A 17,986-nucleotide genomic window follows, 5' to 3' on the forward strand; every position below is an offset into this window, starting at 1 on the left:
GGATGCTATCGCCTTCCCGGGGGTTGTCGGTGGCCTGTGGCAGAGTGTGAATATCCACTAAATCCAGTGATTCTGGGAGGGACGCATGCTCGGCGTGACCCGCGATGGCGACGCGATCACCATCGAATTGCAGCGCGAACAACGACGCAACGCGCTCAACGAGGACCTGGTCGGCCAGTTGCGCGCCGCGGTGCTCGATGCCGTGGCCCAGGGCGCGCGTGCCATCGTGCTCACCGGCCGCGGCCCGATCTTCAGCGCGGGCGCCGACCTGTCGGGGGTGTACTCCGAGTCGTTCCTCACGGGCCTGCTCGACATGCTGCACACCATCGAATCCGTTCCGGTGCCGGTGATTTCGGCGATCAACGGCGGTGCGCTGGGTGCGGGCGTGCAGTTGGCGCTGGCCTCTGACCTTCGGGTGATCGAACCCGACGCCTACATCGCCGTCCCCGCGGCCAAGCTCGGCATCTCCGTGGACCGCTGGACGGTCTCGCGACTGGCCGCGCTGATCGGCGGCGGTCCCGCGCGCACCATCCTGCTCGGCGCCGAATCCGTCTCTGCCGCAGACGCTTACGCGTACGGCTTCGCCAACAAGCTCGGCACGCTCGCCGATGCCAAGGACTGGGCCAAGTCGATCGCGGCGCTGGCGCCACTGTCGCTGCAGGCCATGAAGTTGATGCTCAACGACGACGGCACCGGCGATCCGGCCAGCGCGCAGCAGGTCGCCGCGCTGGAGGCGGCGTGGAGCAGTGATGACGCGAAAGAGGGCCGTCTGGCCCGGCAGGAGAAGCGTCCGGCGAAATTCACGGGGCGCTGATGCGTATCTCACGTCTGGCGAGTTCGGTCGCGAGCACCGTCGGTCTGGCCTGGATGGCCCGCGCGGTGTGGGGTCTACCGACCGCGATCGGTGCCGGCCCGTCCTCGATCGCGCCGACCGCCCTCGGCAAGTCCTCGTACCGCGACGGCCGTTTCCACAACACCGAACCCAGCGCCATGCTCGCCGCCGGTGCCGCGCCGTCGCTGATCTGGTCGGGCCTGACGAAGGGCCGCGTCGGTCGTCCGCCGAGGCCGGTTCCGCTGGTCACTCCGGCCGTGCCCGCGCAGGCCGCCGACCTCGCGGTCACCTGGTACGGACACGCGAGCGCACTGGTCGAGATCGACGGCTACCGCGTGCTGGCCGACCCGGTGTGGAGCGAACGGGTCTCCCCGTCCCCGGTGGTCGGCCCGGCCCGGCTGCATCCGGTGCCCGGCGAGCTGTCGCAGGTGCCCAAGGTCGACGCGGTGATCATTTCCCACGATCACTACGACCACCTCGACAAAGCCACCATCGACGAACTCGTGCGCACCCAACTGGCCCCGTTCGTAGTCCCCACCGGTATCGGCGCGCACCTGCGCCAGTGGGGTGTGCCCGAATACCGGATCGTCGAGCTGGATTGGGGCGGCTCGGTATCGCTGGGCCACGACGCCAACGACCGCGGCCTGACCATCACCTGTGCCGAGGCCAGGCATTTCTCCGGCCGCGGCCTGGTCCGCAACACCACGCTGTGGGCGTCGTGGGCGCTGTCGGGCCCGACCAAACGGGTCTATTTCGGCGGCGACACCGGCTACACGAAGGCGTTCGCCCAGGCGGGCGCGGTCCTCGGCCCCTTCGATCTCACCTTGCTGCCGATCGGCGCGTACGACGACCGCTGGACCGATGTGCACATGAACCCCGAAGAGGCGGTGCGCGCGCACGCCGACCTGTGCCTTGGCGACGCGAGCTACGGCCTGCTCGTCCCGATTCACTGGGCCACGTTCAATCTGGCCTTCCACGGCTGGTCCGAACCCGTCCGTCGACTGGTGTCGGCGGCAGCGGAAGCGGGTACCCCGGTGGTAGTGCCCAAGCCGGGCCAGAGGGTGGTTCCGAATGACCTCCCACCACGGGATTCGTGGTGGGAAGATGTGGAGTGACCCTCCTCTCGAAAGGAACATCGTCAGATGAGTCTCGTAGATACCTTGAAGGGCCTGCTCGGTAAGGGCAAGGTGGCGGTCGAGCAGAACGCCGACAAGATCAATGAAGCGGTCGACAAGGCCGGCACCTTCATCGATGACAAGACCAAGGGCAAGTACAGCGACAAGATCGAGAAGGGCAAGGACGCGGCCAAGAAGGTCGTGCCCCCGCAGGCAGGCCCCGGCACCACCCCCGGCGGCGCGGCACCGACCGATCCGGGACCCAAGGCCTGATTCGGTACGCGGGGGCCGTTGGTCGGTCCCCGCGGCTGGATCGCGTCGATGGTCCGCCGGGAGTTTCGGGGCGCACCGGGTGAACCGGATATCGAGGTTGAGCTCAGCAACCTCGACAAGGTGTTGTACCCGCAGACCGGCACCACCAAAGGCGAAGTGATCGCCTACTATTCGGCGATCGCCGATGCCGCGCTGCCGCATCTGGCGGGGCGCCCGGTCACCAGGAAACGGTGGCCCAACGGGGTCGATCACCCCGACTTCTTCGAGAAGAACCTGCCCGAGCACGCGCCGGCGTGGATTGCCCGCCGCGCGATCGAGCATTCCAGCCGCCGGGTGGTGTATCCGTTGATCGAGTCCGAGGCGGCGATGGCGTGGCTCGGACAGCAGGCGTCGCTGGAAATCCATGTGCCGCAATGGCGTTTCGACGGTGACGAGCGTGGCCCGGCTACCCGGATCGTGTTCGATCTCGATCCTGGACCCGGTGCCGGGCTGGCTGAATGTGCGCGGGTCGCGTTGGCCGTGCGCGATATGGTCGCAGACATCGGGATGCAGGCGTACCCAGTGACCAGTGGTAGCAAGGGAATTCACGTCTACGTGCCGTTGGACCGGCCGGTGAGTTCGCGTGGCGCGTCCACTGTCGCCAAGCAGGTGGCCACCAATCTCGAAGCGCTGCACCCGGATCTGGTGACCGCGACCATGGCCAAGTCGGCGCGCAAAGGCAAAGTGTTCCTGGACTGGAGCCAGAACAGCGCCGCCAAGACCACCATCGCGCCGTACTCCCTGCGTGGTCGCCCCGAACCCAATGTCGCCGCACCACGCACCTGGGGGGAGATCGAGGACGCGGAGACGTTGCGGCAGTTGCGATTCGACGAGGTGCTGGCTCGATGGAAGGCCGATGGTGACCTGTTGGCCGGACTCGACCCGCCGCTGCCCACCCGCCCCGAGGCCGACTCCCTCACCAAATACCGCAGCATGCGCGACCCCCAGCGCACCCCGGAACCCGTCCCGGCGGCCACCCCGGAACCGGGCCCCGGCAACCGCTTCGTCATCCAGGAGCATCACGCCCGCCGCCTGCACTGGGACGTGCGCCTCGAACACGACGGGGTGCTGGCGTCCTGGGCGGTGCCGAAGGGCCCGCCGACCGAGCCGAAACACAACCGTCTCGCCGTGCGCACCGAGGACCACCCCCTCGAATACCTGGATTTCCACGGCACGATCCCCAAGGGCGAGTACGGCGCGGGCGACATGACGATCTGGGATTCGGGCACCTATGTCACCGAGAAGTGGCGCGAAGACGAGGTGATCGTCGAACTCGACGGCGAGCGTGTGCAAGGCCGCTACGCCTTCATCCAGACCAAGGGTGACCAGTGGTTGATGCACCTCATGCGCGATCAGTCGCGTCGAGAACCGGTGGAGGACAAAGGGTTTCCGCGCGGCCTGTCACCGATGCTGGCTACGGCGGGTGATGTCGAATCGTTGACCTCCGCGGATTGGGCGTTCGAAACCAAGTGGGACGGCTTCCGGGTGATCGTCGAGATCGACAACGGCACCGTCACCGTCCGCAGCCGCGCGGGCAACACCGTGACCGCCCGCTACCCGCGCCTGGCCGTACTCGGCGAGGAACTGGCCGGCCACCAGGTGGTACTCGACGGTGAAGCCGTGGTGCTCAACGATGCGGGGTTATCGGATATCTCAGCGCTGCAGGCGGATTCGGCGCGCGCGGTGTTCATCGCGTTCGACGTGCTCTACCTCGACGGCACCTCGCTGCTACGCAAGAAATACACCGACCGACGCACTGTCCTGGAAGCACTGGGCAAGCTGTCGCCGTCGTTGAATATCAGTGCGCTGCTGGATGGTTCGGGTTCCGATGCCATGCGACTGAGTCGAGAGCAGGGCCAGGAAGGGATCGTCGCCAAACGCCTCGACTCGGTCTACCAACCCGGCAAACGCACCCAAACCTGGCTCAAACAACGCAACTGGCGATCCAGGGAAGTGCTGGTCGGCGGCTGGCGACGCAGCGACAAACGACTGTTCAAATCCTTACTGCTGGGCATCCCGCACGAACACGGCCTCACCTACATCGGCCGAGTAGGAACCGGATTCGGCTACGAACAGGCCCGCCGCATCGCCGCCGAACTCGACGGGTTGCGCACCGATACCTGCCCGTTCACCAACGAGATGACCGCCGACGAACGCCACGACGCGCAATGGGTCACCCCCGAACTGTCGGGCACCGTCCGCTTCCAGGCGTGGACCGACACCGGCCGCCTGTGGCATCCCGTATGGGACTCGTGAAAGCTGCAGTGTTGCTAGGGTAGTCGCGGTTGTATCGGTGAACAACGATCGAGGAGTACGCGGTGGATTTCAAGAACCTGGCCGGCAAGGCGATGGACCTGGCCTCCGAGCATGCGGACAAGGTCGACGGCGTGATCGACAAGGCCGGTGACGTGGTCGACGACAAGACGGGCGGCAAGTTCGCCGGTCAGGTCGATTCCGCCCAGGACGCGGCCAAGAACGCGCTGCGCGAACAGAATTGAGGTTTCCGAGGGGCGATACTGCGCCTGCGGCGTTCCGTCTCGCCCCTCGGATCCGAGGCGGCCGAAAATCCGGTGCTGAGAGATTGCCGGTGTCAGTTTTCGGCCATCAAACCGGTGATGGTGTCGATGTCGGTGACCAGCGCATTGCCCTGGAACGCGAAGTCGTCGTACGCCCGAGCCATCGCCTCTTTGTCGCGACCGCCGCAGGCATCGCTGATAACAACGGGCACGAAGCCCAGATCCGTGGAGTGTGACACCGTCGGCGCGATGCCGATCTCGAGCGCCACGCCCGCGATGGCGTAGGAGCCGATCCGCAGATCGCGCAGCAGTGTGGCGAGCGGTGTGCCCTCGAACGCCGACATCGACATCTTGTCCAGCACCAGTTCATCCTCGCGCGGCACCAGCTCCGGTACCAGCTCGAACGCGGGCGTATCGCGTTGCAGGATGAAGGCCACGTCGTCGACGGTGTCGGCCTGCTGCCAGCTCATCAGAAGCCGCATCCCGTACATGCCGGTCAAACGCCGGGGCGGGAAGAAGTGCCGCAGGAAGATCACCGGATAACCGCCGCGCCGGGCCGCTTCGACCACGCGCACCACGTTTTCCACGATGTCCTGGCCGTCGGGCAGTTGGCCCAGGACGCCGACCTGCATGTCGTAGACGATCAGCGCCATCCGGTCGGGCGCGCACAGATCGCGCAGGGTTTCGGGAATGTCGAGTCCGTTTCCTTGTCGCACCGACGCCAGTGTAGGCGTCGGTGCGACAAGGAGATCAGATTATTTTCCTGCCCACTGGGTGGTGCCGGGAGGCGCGTTCCAGGTGTTGATCAGGTCGATGCCCGCGATGATCAGCGTGGGCCCACCGGCGACCAGGGTGCCGATGACCCCGCCGACACTGGCCCCGGTGACCAGGCCGGGCAGCGCGCCGACCCCGCCCGCGGCCGCACCGACCACCAGGCCGATGACGGCGCCGATGGCCATGCCGACGAAACCGCCTACGGCAGTAGCCATTCCGAAGGTGGAGTTGAAGTTCGTCTGTGCCGCATAGTTTTCCTGCGGCGAGGCGACCGGTGTCAGGTTCGGCCGCGCGGCCGCGACATCCTTGACAGCGGTCAGCTCGAGCACCGTGCTGTCGGCGGAAACCGCATGCGGCAGTGGGTATTCCAACAGCCCGTCGCGCACCGACAGCGGCAGCGAGACCAGGGTCGCGCCCGCGGAGTCGCGGATGTCGACCGCGCCGCCGGTGAGCACGAAGGTGCCGTGGGTGAGGGTGGTGATGATGGTGTTGCCGACGAGTTCGGTGCGGTACTCCACATTCGGGGTCACCGGCTCGGCGCCGGCGATTCCGGTGCCCACCAGGGCGGCGGCGAGCGCGGGAATAGCGGCCGCGGCGATCTTACGGATGATCATAGGAACGTTCCCATCTGGATTTCATCAGGTGTGAAGCGTGTACGAACGCCGTAACCGCGAGTCCCCCACGGGTGACGGCGTGTGAAGCTGCCTAGCTCGAATCTTGTGAAGAACGATAGCGGCCAACAGGTTTCGTGACAGTGAAATCCGGGTATTGCGGCTACTTCAAAATGTTGATAGAGCGGGCGATCACCATCGCGCCCAGGACCAGCGAGATCACCGATTGGGCCATCATCATCACCTTGCACCAGCGCGACAGCGGCAGCACGTCGGCGGGCGCGAACGAGGTGGCGTTGGTGAAGGCCAGGTACAGGTAGTCCAGGTATTCGGGTCGCCAGTCCTTGTCGACCAGGCCAGGGGTCTGCATCTGCGGAAACAGGAAGTCCGGCTTCGGTTCTCGACCCGCGGCTCGCGCGGCCGGACCGCCACGGTCGAACTCCCAGTACCACAGGGAGAACGCGATGATATTGGTCGTCCAGATGATCGCGCCGCTGCGCAGCAGCTCGTCGGGCTGCGAGTCGATCGAGCCCGCGACGATGGCCTGTACCAGCCGCACGGTCGACAGTGCGGTGGCGAAACTGATCAGTGCCGACAGCAGCAGACTGAGCTTGCGGATCCACGGCTCCTGCCGGTCCATCCGGCTCGGGTTGGCCACCAGCAGCACCGCGAGAACACCCAGTTCCAGCGCGGGCAGCAGCCAGGCCGGCGAGGGCAGGAACTGGTTGGGCAGCATGGCCTGCACGCCCACCAGCGCGAGGATCGCGAGGGTGGCGGACAGGCGCGATTCGCCTTCGGTGGGCTTGCGCCAGGCGGGGAGCGTGTGCTCGCTGTCGGTCACATCGGTCAGTATCGCCCGCGGATCGGGTCGCGCCGGGGAGGCTCAGCTGAGCACGTTGCTCAACACCACCGACCCCGCGCAGACCGCGGCCACGATCGTCAGCGCGACGGCGTCGCGGCGGGCGGGCCGGCTGGGCAGCGCGGTGAGCATGCCGGTGCCGCCGCGCGCGGTGATCGCCTCGCCGAGTTCGCCCGCGCGTCGCGAGGACACCGCCATGCACGCCGTGAGGATGTCGATGAGCGGGTTGTCGGCGGCGCGGTGCAGCAGTTTGTCCTTGGGGCGCAGTTTGCGGGCGGCGCGCAGCACCCGGATCTCGTCGAACAGCAGGGGTAAACCGCGCAGCGTCAGTGCCACCACCACGGCCCATTCGTCGACCGGTAGACGCAATTTACGAAGGGGCGCACCGAGTTTCGCCAGGGCGGGCGCGATCTCGCCCATCGGCGTGGTGAAGGCGATCAGGAACGACGCCGCCACCAACACCATCCCGAACACGAACACCTGCGCGTAGGTGAGCACGGCCTTCATGCCGATCGGTGCGTTGATCAGACCGCCCAGCACCACCAGCCCCCAGAACCACCACGGCAGCCGGGGGATCGCGCCCAGAGGCAACCGCCCCAGCGCCCAGATCAGCACCAGGAACGCGATGATCACCCCGAGCACCGGCCAGGTCGGCAGGAACATCAGCAGCAAACTGATGCTGAACGCGGCGATCATCTTCGTGCCCGCCCACAGGCGATGGATGACGCTGTCGACGGGGACTTCACGCAGCAACACGGTGCTCATCGGATCGGGCCTTTCGGTGCGCTGATCTGCGAGTTCGCCGTGTCGCCGGGAAGAGGTGAGCCGGTTCGATGGGCCGGGCCCTGGCGTCCGATAGGCGGCGAGTCGGTGCGATGGGTCGGGCGCTGCCGTCCGATCGAAGGCGAGTCCGTACGCAGGTTGGCCGTCGCGCCTTCCTCTCCTCGGCGTCCCAGGGCAAGCCCCGCCGCGAACGACGCTCGCTCACGAGAGCGGTCCGACCTGGCGACGGCATGTGCGTCCGCCGACACGAGCACTCCCTCGTCCAGATGCACCGTGCGATCGCACACCATCGACATCTCGGCGACATCATGCGAAATGATCACCAGCGTCAGACCCGAATCTCGTAGTCGCGCAATCAGTTCCACGATCTCGGCGCGACCCTGCGGATCCAGCCCGGCCAGCGGTTCATCGAGCACGACCACCTGCGGACGGCTGGCCACCATGGCCGCGAGGACCACCCGTTTGGCCTGCCCGCCGCTGAGTTCCTCGATCGAACGCGCGGCCAGCCGACGATCCAGGCCCACCGCGTCCAGCGCCTGCCCGACCGCACCCGACCCGGTCGCACGTCCACCCCAGTCGGAGATCTCGGCACCCACGGTCTGCTTCTGCAGTTGCAACCGCGAGTGCTGGAACGCCAGCGCCACCCGTCCGACCTGCTTGTCGACCGCGGTGCCACGCAGTTCGCAGCGTCCCGAACTCGGCGCGATCAGCCCCGCGATGATCCAGGCCAGCGTCGATTTGCCGGACCCGTTGCCGCCCACGATCAGCAACGCCTCACCCTGCCGCACCGACAGGTCGACGCCGTGCAGCGCGGGCGCTTCCCACGGCGTGCCGCGGTTGTAGGTGTGTCGCACGTCGGCGAGTTCGAGCACGGGGGCGCCCATCGGCGCGCGGCGTTGATCGCGGGCGGGGTGCGGCCAGGTCGCGAGATGGTCGACCATGCGGCCGTTCGCGAGGTGGATCACCCGGTCGGCGGCGGTCGCGTCGGCTTCGTGGTGGGTGACCAACACGACCGCGGTGCCGTGGCGGCGCGGCAGTTCGGCCAGCAGCGCGACCAGTTCACGGCGACCGTCGGGGTCGATCATCGAGGTGGCCTCGTCGGCGATGAGCAGCGCGGGGCGGCGGGCCAGTGCGGCGGCCACGGCGAGGCGTTGCTGTTGGCCGCCGGACAGGGTGGCGGTCTCGCGCGCGCCCATGTCGGCCAGGCCGACCTCGGCGAGCAACCCGGTCACGTCGACCTCGGCGGCCGATTCCGGCGACAGTCCCCACACGACATCGTCGGCGACCGAGACACCCAGCGTCTGACTTTCCGGACGTTGCAGGACCAGCGCGGTCCCCCCGATCGCGCCCAAGCCCGCCGAGCCCGGCCGATCCACCACGCCCGTGGTCGGGGGTCTGCCTGCCAGCACGCGGGTCAAGGTGGATTTGCCCGAACCGTTGTGCCCGACGACGGCCACGAACTCGCCCGGATGGATGCTCAGATCGATATCGGCCAATGCGTCGGTATGTGTGCCCTCGTACCGGTAACCGACTCCGTGCAACGCGACCGGCAACGGTCCGACCGGCCGGTCATCGGCGGGCGCGTCGAGCCGATCACTGCCGGGCAGCCACTCGAGTCGATCGAGCACCGCGCCCAGCACGAACCACGACACGATGGCGCTGACCAGCACACCGAGGCCTGTGAACACACCGAGGTAGACCCACCACCAGCGCAGCACCGCATCGGTGGCCTCGGCGGCCATGCGCCCGAGCGGTTCCAGCGCGGCGACGTTGGCGGCGTGATCCTGGATCCCCTTCGCGGTGTTGCGAATCGCCTCGAAGAACAACTCCCTGGCACGTGCGAGGACCAGCAGCGTGCCGATCGAGAACACACCCCATCCCGCGCCCGCGATCACCGCGAGCACGACCACCGCGGGCAACCCACCCCCGCACCGCTTGACCGTGCCGATGATTCCGGCCAGCGTCGCCGCCCCGGCCACCCCCAGCGCGGGCATCATCCCGGCGGCCACAAAGGTCACCAGTATCGCCGCGATAGTGGCCGTGACCAGCGCCCGCAACCGATACCGCTGCGCCAGCAACCCCAACGGCACCGCCGCGACCAGCTGCAGTGCGGCGGCCATCGGGACCAGCGAGCCGACGGTGATCAGTCCGACGGTCAGTCCCGCCATCACCGCGCCACTGGCGAGCTCGATCGGGCGCAGTGGACCGCTGGGCAGACCCACAGGCTTGTCTCTCACGTGTCCAGTCTGCCAGGGGAGCGGGCTGGTGGCCGTCGGGTCAGGCGGTGCGTGCCGGGGTCAGCTCTTCGTCGTTGATGGGGGAGGGTGTGCGGAACATGCTCGGCTTCAGGCGGGCGATGGCCACGCCCGCCAGGCACAGCGTGCCGCCGAGCAGGGCGGTCGCGGTGGGGACTTCGGCGAGAAAGATCCACGACATCACGATGGCCAGTGCGGGAACCGCGTAGCTCGAGGAGGCCGTGACGCCCGCGGGAGTGTGCGTCAGCGCGTAGGCCCACAGTTGGAAGGCGATAGCGGTGGGAATCAAGCCGAGATAGACGACGCCGATCGTGGCCGACAGCGGCGCGTCGGCGAGTTCGCGGACCATGCCCGGCGCCCACGGCAGCAGGACCGCAGCCCCGGCGATGGCGCCGATCGCGGTCGCGGGCAGCGGGTCTGTCGTGCGCAGCACCAGTTTCTGCGCGACCACGCTGATGCCGTAGAGCAGCGCGGCCGCCACCGCGAGCAGCACGCCGATCCGGTCGCGATGGCCGGGCCCGGTGAACGCGATGATCGCCGCTCCGCTGAAACTGACCGCGATCCCGACGATGAGCAGCGGCGGGAACCCCTCGTTCAGAAACAGCCCGGCCAGCACCGCGACCACGATCGGCGCGATGTTCACCAGCAGCGCGGTGGTGCCCGCGTCGAGATGCTGTTCGGCGGCGTTCACGAGCACCGTATACAGCCCGAACCACAACACGCCGTACGCCAACGTGAGCCACAGCGCCAGCCCGCGCGGCATTCGTCCGCCACGAACCGCCAACAGCCCACCCAGCACGACCGCGGCCACGAGCAGCCGCCCCGAGGCCATGGCCACCGGCGAAACATACGGTGCGATACCGCGAATGATCACGAACGACGAAGCCCAGGCGACCATCACGGCGACCAGGGCGAAAGCGGGCAGGCGCGACTTCATGCCTCTACGGTGGCCTCGCCAAGAGATAAGCACAAGCGGTTATGAAGGGGCCCGCATGATCGACACCCATCGCCTGATGATCTTCCGCTCGGTGGTCGCGACCGGTTCGGTGGCAGCGGCCGCGTCGACGCTGGGCTACTCGCCGTCGGCGATCTCCCAACACCTCACCGCGCTGCAACGAGAGATCGGCTTGCAACTGCTCGAGCGCGTCGGCCGCGGCGTGCAACCCACGCCGGCGGGCCGGGTGATCGCGGGCGAGGCCGCCAAAGTGCTCGATGAACTGAACGCGCTCGGCTCGACGGTCTCGGACCTGCGAGCGGGCAAAGCGGGCCGCATCACCATCAACACCTTCAGTTCCGCGGGCACCAACTGGATGCCCGACGTCGTCGCCACCCTCACCCACGAATTCCCCGACACCCGAATCCGCCTGCGCATCGTCGACGAACTGGCCGACGTCTCGGTCCACCGCCCCGACATCGCCCTCACCATCCGCCTGGACAAACCCACCCACGTCCCCGGCTACACCCACCGCGACCTGATGACCGAGCCCTACGTGGCAGTGGTCCCCGCAGGCCACGAACTCGCGGGCCGCACCACGGTGGACGTGGCCGAGCTCGAGCAATACCGCTGGATCGACAGCGACATCAGCCGCGGACCCTGCCGCCAGGCAATGCTGAACGCTTGCGCCGCAGCAGGTTTCACGCCCCGCTTCGAAGTGGAAACCACCGACTACCCGTCGGCCCTGCGCTTCGTGGCTCGCGGAATCGGCATCACCGTCATCCCTCGCCTGGGCGCCACAGAACTTCCGCCAGGGGCTTGCGCGTTGGAACTGACCAACCCGACGCCGAGGCGCACGGTCTGCGCGCACGTCAAAGATTCCGAGTCCTACAACCCCGTCGTCATCCGAACGATGGAATTGCTCTGCGCTGCAGCCGGACCGGCGTAATCGTCCAAAACGCTCCAGAAAAAACAGAATCTGGCCTTTCGAGCGGCCGATTGGACGATTACGCCGGGTCGTGGCTTCCGTAGTCGGTCAGCCGGGTGGCGGCTCTCCCAGCCAGCCGCCCATCGCGACGGTGCGGAAATGTGTTGTGAGCCCGAAGTTCTCGTCGATCACGTGCAGGGCGATGGCGGGGTCGGGGGCGTAGTCCATCACGCGATGGGGTGGCGTGACCTCCCACGCACCACCCAGCACCGACGCCGTACTGGGGCAGGTGATCATGGGTTTGCCCGCGAACGTGGTGGCGATCGGGGAGTGGGCGTGGCCGGTGAGGATGCCGACCACGCGCGGATCGCCAGCGACCACGGCGGCCAGGCGACCGGGATCGGCGAGCGCGATGACATCCACGACCGGGCTGAACACCTTCTTCGGCGGGTGGTGCAGCGCCACCAGGATGGGACCGTCGGCCGGTGCGTCGGCGAGGGTGGCGCGCAGCCAATCGAAGGTGTCCTCACCGAGCAGACCTGCGGGTTCGCCGGGGATGCTCGAGTCGAGCATGATCACGGTGAGCGCGCCGATGCGGTGCACGGAGTTGATCGGAGTTGTCGCGGCGGGCTCGCCCAGCAGGGCGGTGCGGAAGTTGGCTCGGTCGTCGTGGTTGCCGGGCAGCAGGTACACGGGGATGTCGGTGCGCAGGGCCAGGCGTGCTTGCGCGTACTGCTCCGGCGCACCGGAATCGGTGATGTCGCCGGTCACGAGGATGACGTCGGGCCTGCGCGGCAGGTCCGCCAGATAGCCCATCACCGCCTCCACCCGTTCGGTGTTGCGTGCGCTGAGGTCGAAGTGGGTATCGCTGAGCTGAGCCGCCAGGATCATCGGCAGTCGCTTTCTTCTCTGGGATCGCTCCGTTGCGTCAGAGTGTGCCGGGATTGCTCATCGGCACCATTCCAGGCTAGATGACCTGCGTTTATTCGTCTCCATGAGTCGCACCACGGGCGAAAACCTGCATAGTGGTCTGTGTCACCTTTCACGCCTGCGGATCTGTGCGTTCCGGTGTGTGGGATGCGGCGGGGTGCTACGTCGCGCACTGCGTAGCTTTACCGGTGTGTCACTCTCTTTTGCTGTACCCAAAGCGCGAGTCCTACTGGGCGCGTTGACGATTCCGCTCTCGCTGGCCCTGTTCGGATGCGAGGCGTCGTTCTCGATCGGCGGGCCGGACTACGACGCCCTGGAAAAGGACATCACCACCGAGCTCGACAAGGCCTACGCGTCGATGTCGCGCAAGGTCTCCTCGGTCAAGTGCCCACGGCTGGCCGACGATCCGAAGACCGGCGATGTGTTCGTCTGCATCGCCGTACTCGACGGCAATGACGTGCGCGTCGACGTGAAGGTCGAAGACAACGAGGGCGCGGTCAAGTTCACCACCCGCGACGTGGTGTTCGACCTCGCCGAAACCGCTGCCGGACTGACCACCGAGGTCGAGGCGCAGGTGGGTTTCCCGGTGACGGTGGATTGCGGGCAGGGGATGAAGATCGTCGAGGTCGGCAGCATCTTCAACTGCACAGCGGTCGACGAGCAGGGTGAGACCGCGACGATCGAGGTGACCGCTCGCAACGCCGGCGGTAGCGACTGGCGACTGGTCTGAGTGGACCCGGCGGCTGGATCAGCCGCCGGTTTTCGCGGCCTCGAGCAGTGCTGCGGCCTCGTCGGGGTCGGTGGTCAGCGGGGTCCAGAAATCGGGGCCGGGGGTGGCCTCGAGGTCGAGGACCGGTGGGGTCAGCCAGTTCGCGTCCAGGCCCAGCTTCCAGGAGTGCAGGTGGGTGCGGGGGAGTGCGGCGGTGCGGTCGAACAGGGGATCGCCCAGGATCGGGTGGCCGATCCAGGCCAGTTGCACGCGGATCTGGTGACGTCGCCCGGTCACCGGCCGCAGCGCCAGCAGCGCGTGCTCGCCGCGACGGGCGACGGTGGTGAAGTCGGTGCGTGAGGGGTAGTTCTTGGCGGGCAGCAGGTCGGCCTCGTCGACGAACCACCGGTCGCCCTCACGCTTGATCGCTTCGCGGGGCGCGGCAATGCGCACCCGGTTCTTGCGCCCCACACTCAACGGCAGATCGATCTCGCCACGATCGGGCAGGTCGGCATCGGCCACGATCGCCAGATAGGTTTTGCGCGCGGTCTGATTGTTGAACTGCCTGGTCAACGGACCGTGCGCGGCCAGATCGGTGGCCAGCAGCACCAGCCCCGAGGTCACCTTGTCGATCCGGTGCACCGGGTACAGCTGCGTGCCCGCGGCCTGCGCCAACTCCACCAGATCGGTGTCGTGCCGCTCCCCGGTCACCGAAATCCCCGACGGTTTGTTCAACGCGAGGACCGCGTCGTCGGCGAAGACGGTGTAGTCCGCGCGCACGCTGTGCCAATCCAAGTCCACTACAACACCCTAGGCAACGGTGCGTCAGCCCAGCACACGGCCTTGATCATGCGTGTCGCAAGCGGTGCGGGCGCAGGCGGTTGAAGCCGCGCACGCGCACGCTGCGCAAATGCCGGATGGCGAATTCGGGATTGTCGTCCAGGGCATCGGCGGCGGCATCGTCGATCAGAATATTGCCCGGCCTGGCCACGCCGGTGAGCCGCGCGGCGATATTGACCACCGACCCATACAGGTCACCGAAACGCTGCAAAACCTCGCCATAGGCGAAAGCGACCCGCAATTCCGGCGTCCCACCCACGAGCATGGTCGATTCCTGAATAGCCAGCGCGATCCGGGCCGCGTCCTCCGCGTTCTCGGCGGCGAACATCACCTCGTCGCCGACATTCTTGATCACCCAACCGCCGTTGTCGGTGATCGCCGACGTCGTCGTGGACTCGAAAGCTTCTAGCAGCGTGGACAATTCGTCAGGATGCAGGTGCCGGGTGAGTCGAGTGAACCCGACCATATCGGCGAACCCCACCGCCAACGTGCGCATCGAACCCTCGCCGGTCACCTCGTTGGACCGGGCGAGCGCGGCCACTAGATGTCGACGCCACACATACGACTGCAACTGTTCGATGCTGGCCATCGTGGATTCGGTTGCGGCGCTGATTCTTTCCTCGAGCGGAACAGCCGGATCGGCCGCCGCGGCCCGCGCCTTGATCTCGGCCAACACCAGATCGGCCTGCCACTCGGCCAGCCGCGCCATCCCCTGACCGATCGTGCGTGCCGCCGCCGCCTGCTGCCGAATATTGGACGCCGCAACAACTTTCATGCTCCGAAAGTTGGTGACCGAGGTGATGTCGATCTGTGCGAAGTCGATCTCGTCGTCGGAGTTGGCCGGAAACCCCATCGCGGTCCACAACCGCCGCGACTCCGCCTCGGGCACCCCCGACTGCTCCGCGACCTGTTTCCGGTTATAGCGCCGCGGCCCACCCAGCAACGCGTCCTCGACGCTGCGCTGCACCAATTCGGTCATCTCGGGGTCCGACATAACTCGAACTCTACGGCGCGGCGAGCGTGGCGCGTGGACCTCGTCGCGGCGTTGGCAAGGTTCACAAATCCGCACGCCGATCCTGCGGCCGCGGTGGCCCGCCACACAGTCCGCTTCGCCCCGGTGGCGCTGACCTGGTCGATTACCTGAGGGTGCGCAACTGGCGACCAAAGTGCGTACTTGTCCGCCTCATGAGTGCGCGCCGAGACTTCGGGTAGGAGGAAGGTCGCCCGGCCTTCCCCTGATCGGAGCGAAGATGACCGACAAACACGTGACCGTGCTCGGCACCGGATCGATGGGCAGCGCGCTGGCGGGGGCCTTCCTCGCCGCGGGCTACCGCACCCACGTGTGGAACCGCAGCCACGCGCGGACCGCACCCCTGGTCAGCGCCGGCGCGATCGCGCACGAGCGCATCGCCGACGCCGTCGCGGCCAGTCCGGTGATCATCGCCTCCCTGACCACCTTCGCTGCTACCGGCGAGAGCCTGCGCGGAGTCGCCGAGTTGGCGGGTCGTGATCTCATCACTGTCAACAGCGGAACACCTTCGCAGGCAAGGGAATTCGCGGCGTTTGCGACTGGTGCCGGTGCGCGCTTCCTCGGCGGCGCGATCAAGAATGTCCCTGCGGCAGTGGGCAATCCGGACGCCCTGCTGTATTTCGGTGGCGACCGTGAGGTGTTCGCCGATCAGGAACAGACCCTGCGCGTGCTCGGTGGCGATCTCGAATTCCTCGGCCCGGAACCGGATCTCGCCGCCCTCTACGAATCCGCGGTCGGCGCGACCCTGCTGCCGACGCTGCTCGGCTTCTTCGAAGGCGCGGCGATTCTGGCCGCCCGTGGTCTGCCCGCGCGCACCATGGTGCCGCATTCGACGAAGTGGTTGCAGATGATCGAATCACTGCTGCCGATCATGGCCGCGGAGATCGACAGCAAGGACTACACCCGGCTCGGCTCGTCGATCGAGGTGTTCCACACCGCCATCGACGGCGATGCGCACCTGGCCGCCGAATCCGGTGTCGACCTGCCCTGGCACGGCCCTGTCCACGAGTTGCTGCGTCGCGCCGTCGCCGAAGGCCGCGGCGAGCAGAGCGTCACGGCGCTGATCGAGTTGCTGCGAACAGGGCAGTGAAACAGGGCACTCGCAGCGTCGCTACCTGGCATTTCGCTTTCCGGTCACACGTAGTTCACCGGTGCGCACCGATCTGCCTCGCACGATGCCACGCGCGCAAGCCGCCGTTTACCTGGGTCCCGAAGTTACAGGCTGTGGGCGGGCTCCTACGCTGTCTGGCATGTCGTCACCCGCTCTCGGCGAGTTCCTGCGAACCCGGCGCGCCCGCATGCAACCCGCCGCCGTCGGACTGAGCGAATACGGACGCCGCAGGATCGGCGGTTTGCGACGCGAGGACGTCGCGGCGCTGGCCGGGATGAGCGTGGACTACTACACCCGGCTCGAGCGTGGTCGCGGCGCGGATTTTCCCGATTCGGTGCTGGACTCCGTGGCCCGCGCGCTGCGCATGGACGCCGCCGAACGCGACCACCTCTACACCCTGGTCCGCCCGTCAGACCCCGATCACCACTACGCCCCGATGGTCCGCCCCGGCACCCGGGCCTTGCTCGACTCGATCACCACACCGGCGTTCGTGCTCGGGCGACACATGGAGGTCTTGGCCTGGAATGCCGTGGGCGCCAAGGTATTCGGGATCTCCGCAGGTGGCCACCGCAACCTGGCACGCTTCACCGTCCTCGACCCCGACGCGGGTGTCTTCTACCCCGACTGGGAACCCGTCGCCGCGGAAACCGCCGCGTACCTGCGTCGCCAGGTGGCCCGCTGCCCCCGTGATCGCCGACTGACCTCGCTGATCGACGAACTCACCGCGGAAAACCCTGTGTTCCACCGCATCTGGTCGATCCAGACCCAGGATTGCGCCCCCCACGGCAACCGGCTGATCCAGCACCCCGTGGTCGGCCGCCTCGAATTCGCTTACGAGGCACTGGATCTCCCCGGCGACCAGGATCAGACGCTGGTGGTCTACACGGTGCAACCGGAATCCCCGACGCACGATGCCCTCGAATCGTTGCGCGACCGCGAACTGGTCGGCGCCAACTAACCCATTCACGTGACGGCGCCGTGAAATGGGGCGTCGTGAATGGGTCGACAATTTCGGTCGCTGACAATTTGCTGATGACAGTTCAGCCACAGCCGGATCTGTCAACCGCGGATTCACACACCGACCGCGGTACCTTTCTTTTACCAACGAAAGGGGAGGTCATGTCAGTGCATATCAAGCCCATGCGGTCGCTATCCAATTTCACACTGGGCACCGTCGAATTGATCACCGGCGGATTGCTACTGACCGCCGCAGGCCTGGGAATGGTCGGCCCCCTCACCGCGGCCCTGCTCATCCACCGTAGCGCCCCCGCCCACCCCAACGCGGTCCTCCCACTGATCCTGCTCGCCATAGCCGCCTCCCTGGCCCTGCTCACCGGCCTCGCCCTGTTCGCCCTCGCCCACCACCGCAAAAATTGACTACCTTTAGGTAGTCGCGGCTGATGACTCCTAAAAGGTAGTCAGGTATGCTGACTCCTAAAAGGTAGTC

The 17,986-nt window shown here is 67.1% G+C and carries 19 protein-coding genes; 10 read left to right on the forward strand and 9 right to left on the reverse strand.

Annotated elements, in window-relative coordinates:
* Window positions 1-85: 85 nt before the first annotated feature.
* The 5 genes from ACFWU5_RS05195 to ACFWU5_RS05215 all read left to right on the forward strand — a co-directional run bounded on the left by ACFWU5_RS05195 (window position 86) and on the right by ACFWU5_RS05215 (window position 4,757).
* Window positions 86-814: an enoyl-CoA hydratase gene (locus tag ACFWU5_RS05195; RefSeq protein ID WP_379266258.1), complete on the forward strand. Its 729-nt coding sequence runs from the start codon at window positions 86-88 to the stop codon at window positions 812-814.
* Window positions 814-1,947 (forward strand): MBL fold metallo-hydrolase, encoded by a 1,134-nt coding sequence (locus tag ACFWU5_RS05200; RefSeq protein ID WP_379266259.1) that lies wholly within the window; start codon window positions 814-816, stop codon window positions 1,945-1,947. The genes ACFWU5_RS05195 and ACFWU5_RS05200 overlap by 1 nt, the downstream gene beginning before the upstream one ends.
* A 27-nt stretch (window positions 1,948-1,974) precedes the next feature.
* On the forward strand, window positions 1,975-2,220 hold the full coding sequence (locus tag ACFWU5_RS05205) for an antitoxin (RefSeq protein WP_379241322.1): 246 nt from the start codon (window positions 1,975-1,977) through the stop codon (window positions 2,218-2,220).
* Window positions 2,221-2,268: 48 nt separating this feature from the next.
* A complete protein-coding gene (locus ACFWU5_RS05210; protein WP_379266335.1) occupies window positions 2,269-4,515 on the forward strand; it encodes an ATP-dependent DNA ligase in 2,247 nt (748 codons plus the stop codon).
* A 62-nt stretch (window positions 4,516-4,577) separates the two neighbouring features.
* The gene (locus ACFWU5_RS05215) at window positions 4,578-4,757 is read left to right on the forward strand and encodes an antitoxin (protein WP_379266260.1); all 180 of its coding nucleotides are present in this window, start codon (window positions 4,578-4,580) and stop codon (window positions 4,755-4,757) included.
* Window positions 4,758-4,849: 92 nt separating this feature from the next.
* Here the strand turns inward: ACFWU5_RS05215 and ACFWU5_RS05220 are convergent, their stop codons facing one another.
* From ACFWU5_RS05220 to ACFWU5_RS05245, 6 genes are all read right to left on the reverse strand, one after another.
* Complete coding sequence (locus ACFWU5_RS05220) at window positions 4,850-5,491, reverse strand: cysteine hydrolase family protein (protein WP_379266261.1); 642 nt, start codon at window positions 5,489-5,491, stop codon at window positions 4,850-4,852.
* Between the two features lie 39 nt (window positions 5,492-5,530).
* Complete coding sequence (locus ACFWU5_RS05225) at window positions 5,531-6,163, reverse strand: ammonium transporter (protein WP_379241327.1); 633 nt, start codon at window positions 6,161-6,163, stop codon at window positions 5,531-5,533.
* 160 nt (window positions 6,164-6,323) lie between these two features.
* Complete coding sequence (locus tag ACFWU5_RS05230; protein WP_379241328.1) at window positions 6,324-7,001, reverse strand: DUF1345 domain-containing protein; 678 nt, start codon at window positions 6,999-7,001, stop codon at window positions 6,324-6,326.
* 42 nt (window positions 7,002-7,043) lie between these two features.
* Entirely contained in the window at window positions 7,044-7,784 is a 741-nt protein-coding gene (locus tag ACFWU5_RS05235; protein WP_379266262.1) for an energy-coupling factor transporter transmembrane component T family protein, read from the reverse strand.
* Window positions 7,781-9,970: an ABC transporter ATP-binding protein gene (locus tag ACFWU5_RS05240; protein ID WP_379266336.1), complete on the reverse strand. Its 2,190-nt coding sequence runs from the start codon at window positions 9,968-9,970 to the stop codon at window positions 7,781-7,783. The genes ACFWU5_RS05235 and ACFWU5_RS05240 overlap by 4 nt, the downstream gene beginning before the upstream one ends.
* 109 nt (window positions 9,971-10,079) lie before the next feature.
* Window positions 10,080-10,994: a DMT family transporter gene (locus tag ACFWU5_RS05245; RefSeq protein ID WP_379266263.1), complete on the reverse strand. Its 915-nt coding sequence runs from the start codon at window positions 10,992-10,994 to the stop codon at window positions 10,080-10,082.
* 55 nt (window positions 10,995-11,049) lie between these two features.
* Here ACFWU5_RS05245 and ACFWU5_RS05250 point away from each other — a divergent pair, with 55 nt between their 5' ends.
* Window positions 11,050-11,940 (forward strand): LysR family transcriptional regulator, encoded by an 891-nt coding sequence (locus tag ACFWU5_RS05250; protein WP_379241332.1) that lies wholly within the window; start codon window positions 11,050-11,052, stop codon window positions 11,938-11,940.
* Window positions 11,941-12,027: 87 nt separating this feature from the next.
* Here the strand turns inward: ACFWU5_RS05250 and ACFWU5_RS05255 are convergent, their stop codons facing one another.
* Window positions 12,028-12,810, reverse strand: coding sequence for a metallophosphoesterase (locus ACFWU5_RS05255; protein ID WP_379266264.1), 783 nt, complete (start codon window positions 12,808-12,810; stop codon window positions 12,028-12,030).
* 229 nt (window positions 12,811-13,039) lie between these two features.
* Between ACFWU5_RS05255 and ACFWU5_RS05260 the strand changes: the two genes are divergently transcribed.
* Window positions 13,040-13,579 (forward strand): DUF4333 domain-containing protein, encoded by a 540-nt coding sequence (locus ACFWU5_RS05260; protein ID WP_379266265.1) that lies wholly within the window; start codon window positions 13,040-13,042, stop codon window positions 13,577-13,579.
* An 18-nt stretch (window positions 13,580-13,597) separates the two neighbouring features.
* Here ACFWU5_RS05260 and ACFWU5_RS05265 read toward each other — a convergent pair whose 3' ends face one another.
* Together ACFWU5_RS05265 and ACFWU5_RS05270 are read right to left on the reverse strand one after the other, a co-directional pair.
* Complete coding sequence (locus tag ACFWU5_RS05265; protein WP_379266266.1) at window positions 13,598-14,359, reverse strand: RluA family pseudouridine synthase; 762 nt, start codon at window positions 14,357-14,359, stop codon at window positions 13,598-13,600.
* Window positions 14,360-14,405: 46 nt separating this feature from the next.
* Complete coding sequence (locus tag ACFWU5_RS05270; RefSeq protein WP_379241337.1) at window positions 14,406-15,392, reverse strand: adenylate/guanylate cyclase domain-containing protein; 987 nt, start codon at window positions 15,390-15,392, stop codon at window positions 14,406-14,408.
* 256 nt (window positions 15,393-15,648) lie between these two features.
* Between ACFWU5_RS05270 and ACFWU5_RS05275 the strand changes: the two genes are divergently transcribed.
* The 3 genes from ACFWU5_RS05275 (at window position 15,649) to ACFWU5_RS05285 (ending at window position 17,916) form a co-directional block, all read left to right on the forward strand.
* On the forward strand, window positions 15,649-16,518 hold the full coding sequence (locus ACFWU5_RS05275; protein WP_379266267.1) for an NAD(P)-dependent oxidoreductase: 870 nt from the start codon (window positions 15,649-15,651) through the stop codon (window positions 16,516-16,518).
* Between the two features lie 160 nt (window positions 16,519-16,678).
* On the forward strand, window positions 16,679-17,497 hold the full coding sequence (locus tag ACFWU5_RS05280; protein WP_379266268.1) for a helix-turn-helix transcriptional regulator: 819 nt from the start codon (window positions 16,679-16,681) through the stop codon (window positions 17,495-17,497).
* 161 nt (window positions 17,498-17,658) lie between these two features.
* Window positions 17,659-17,916, forward strand: a complete 258-nt coding sequence (locus ACFWU5_RS05285) for a hypothetical protein (RefSeq protein WP_379266269.1) — start codon at window positions 17,659-17,661, stop codon at window positions 17,914-17,916.
* Window positions 17,917-17,986: the final 70 nt, after the last annotated feature.

Source organism: Nocardia sp. NPDC058640, assembly GCF_042716995.1.
Lineage (GTDB): Bacteria > Actinomycetota > Actinomycetes > Mycobacteriales > Mycobacteriaceae > Nocardia.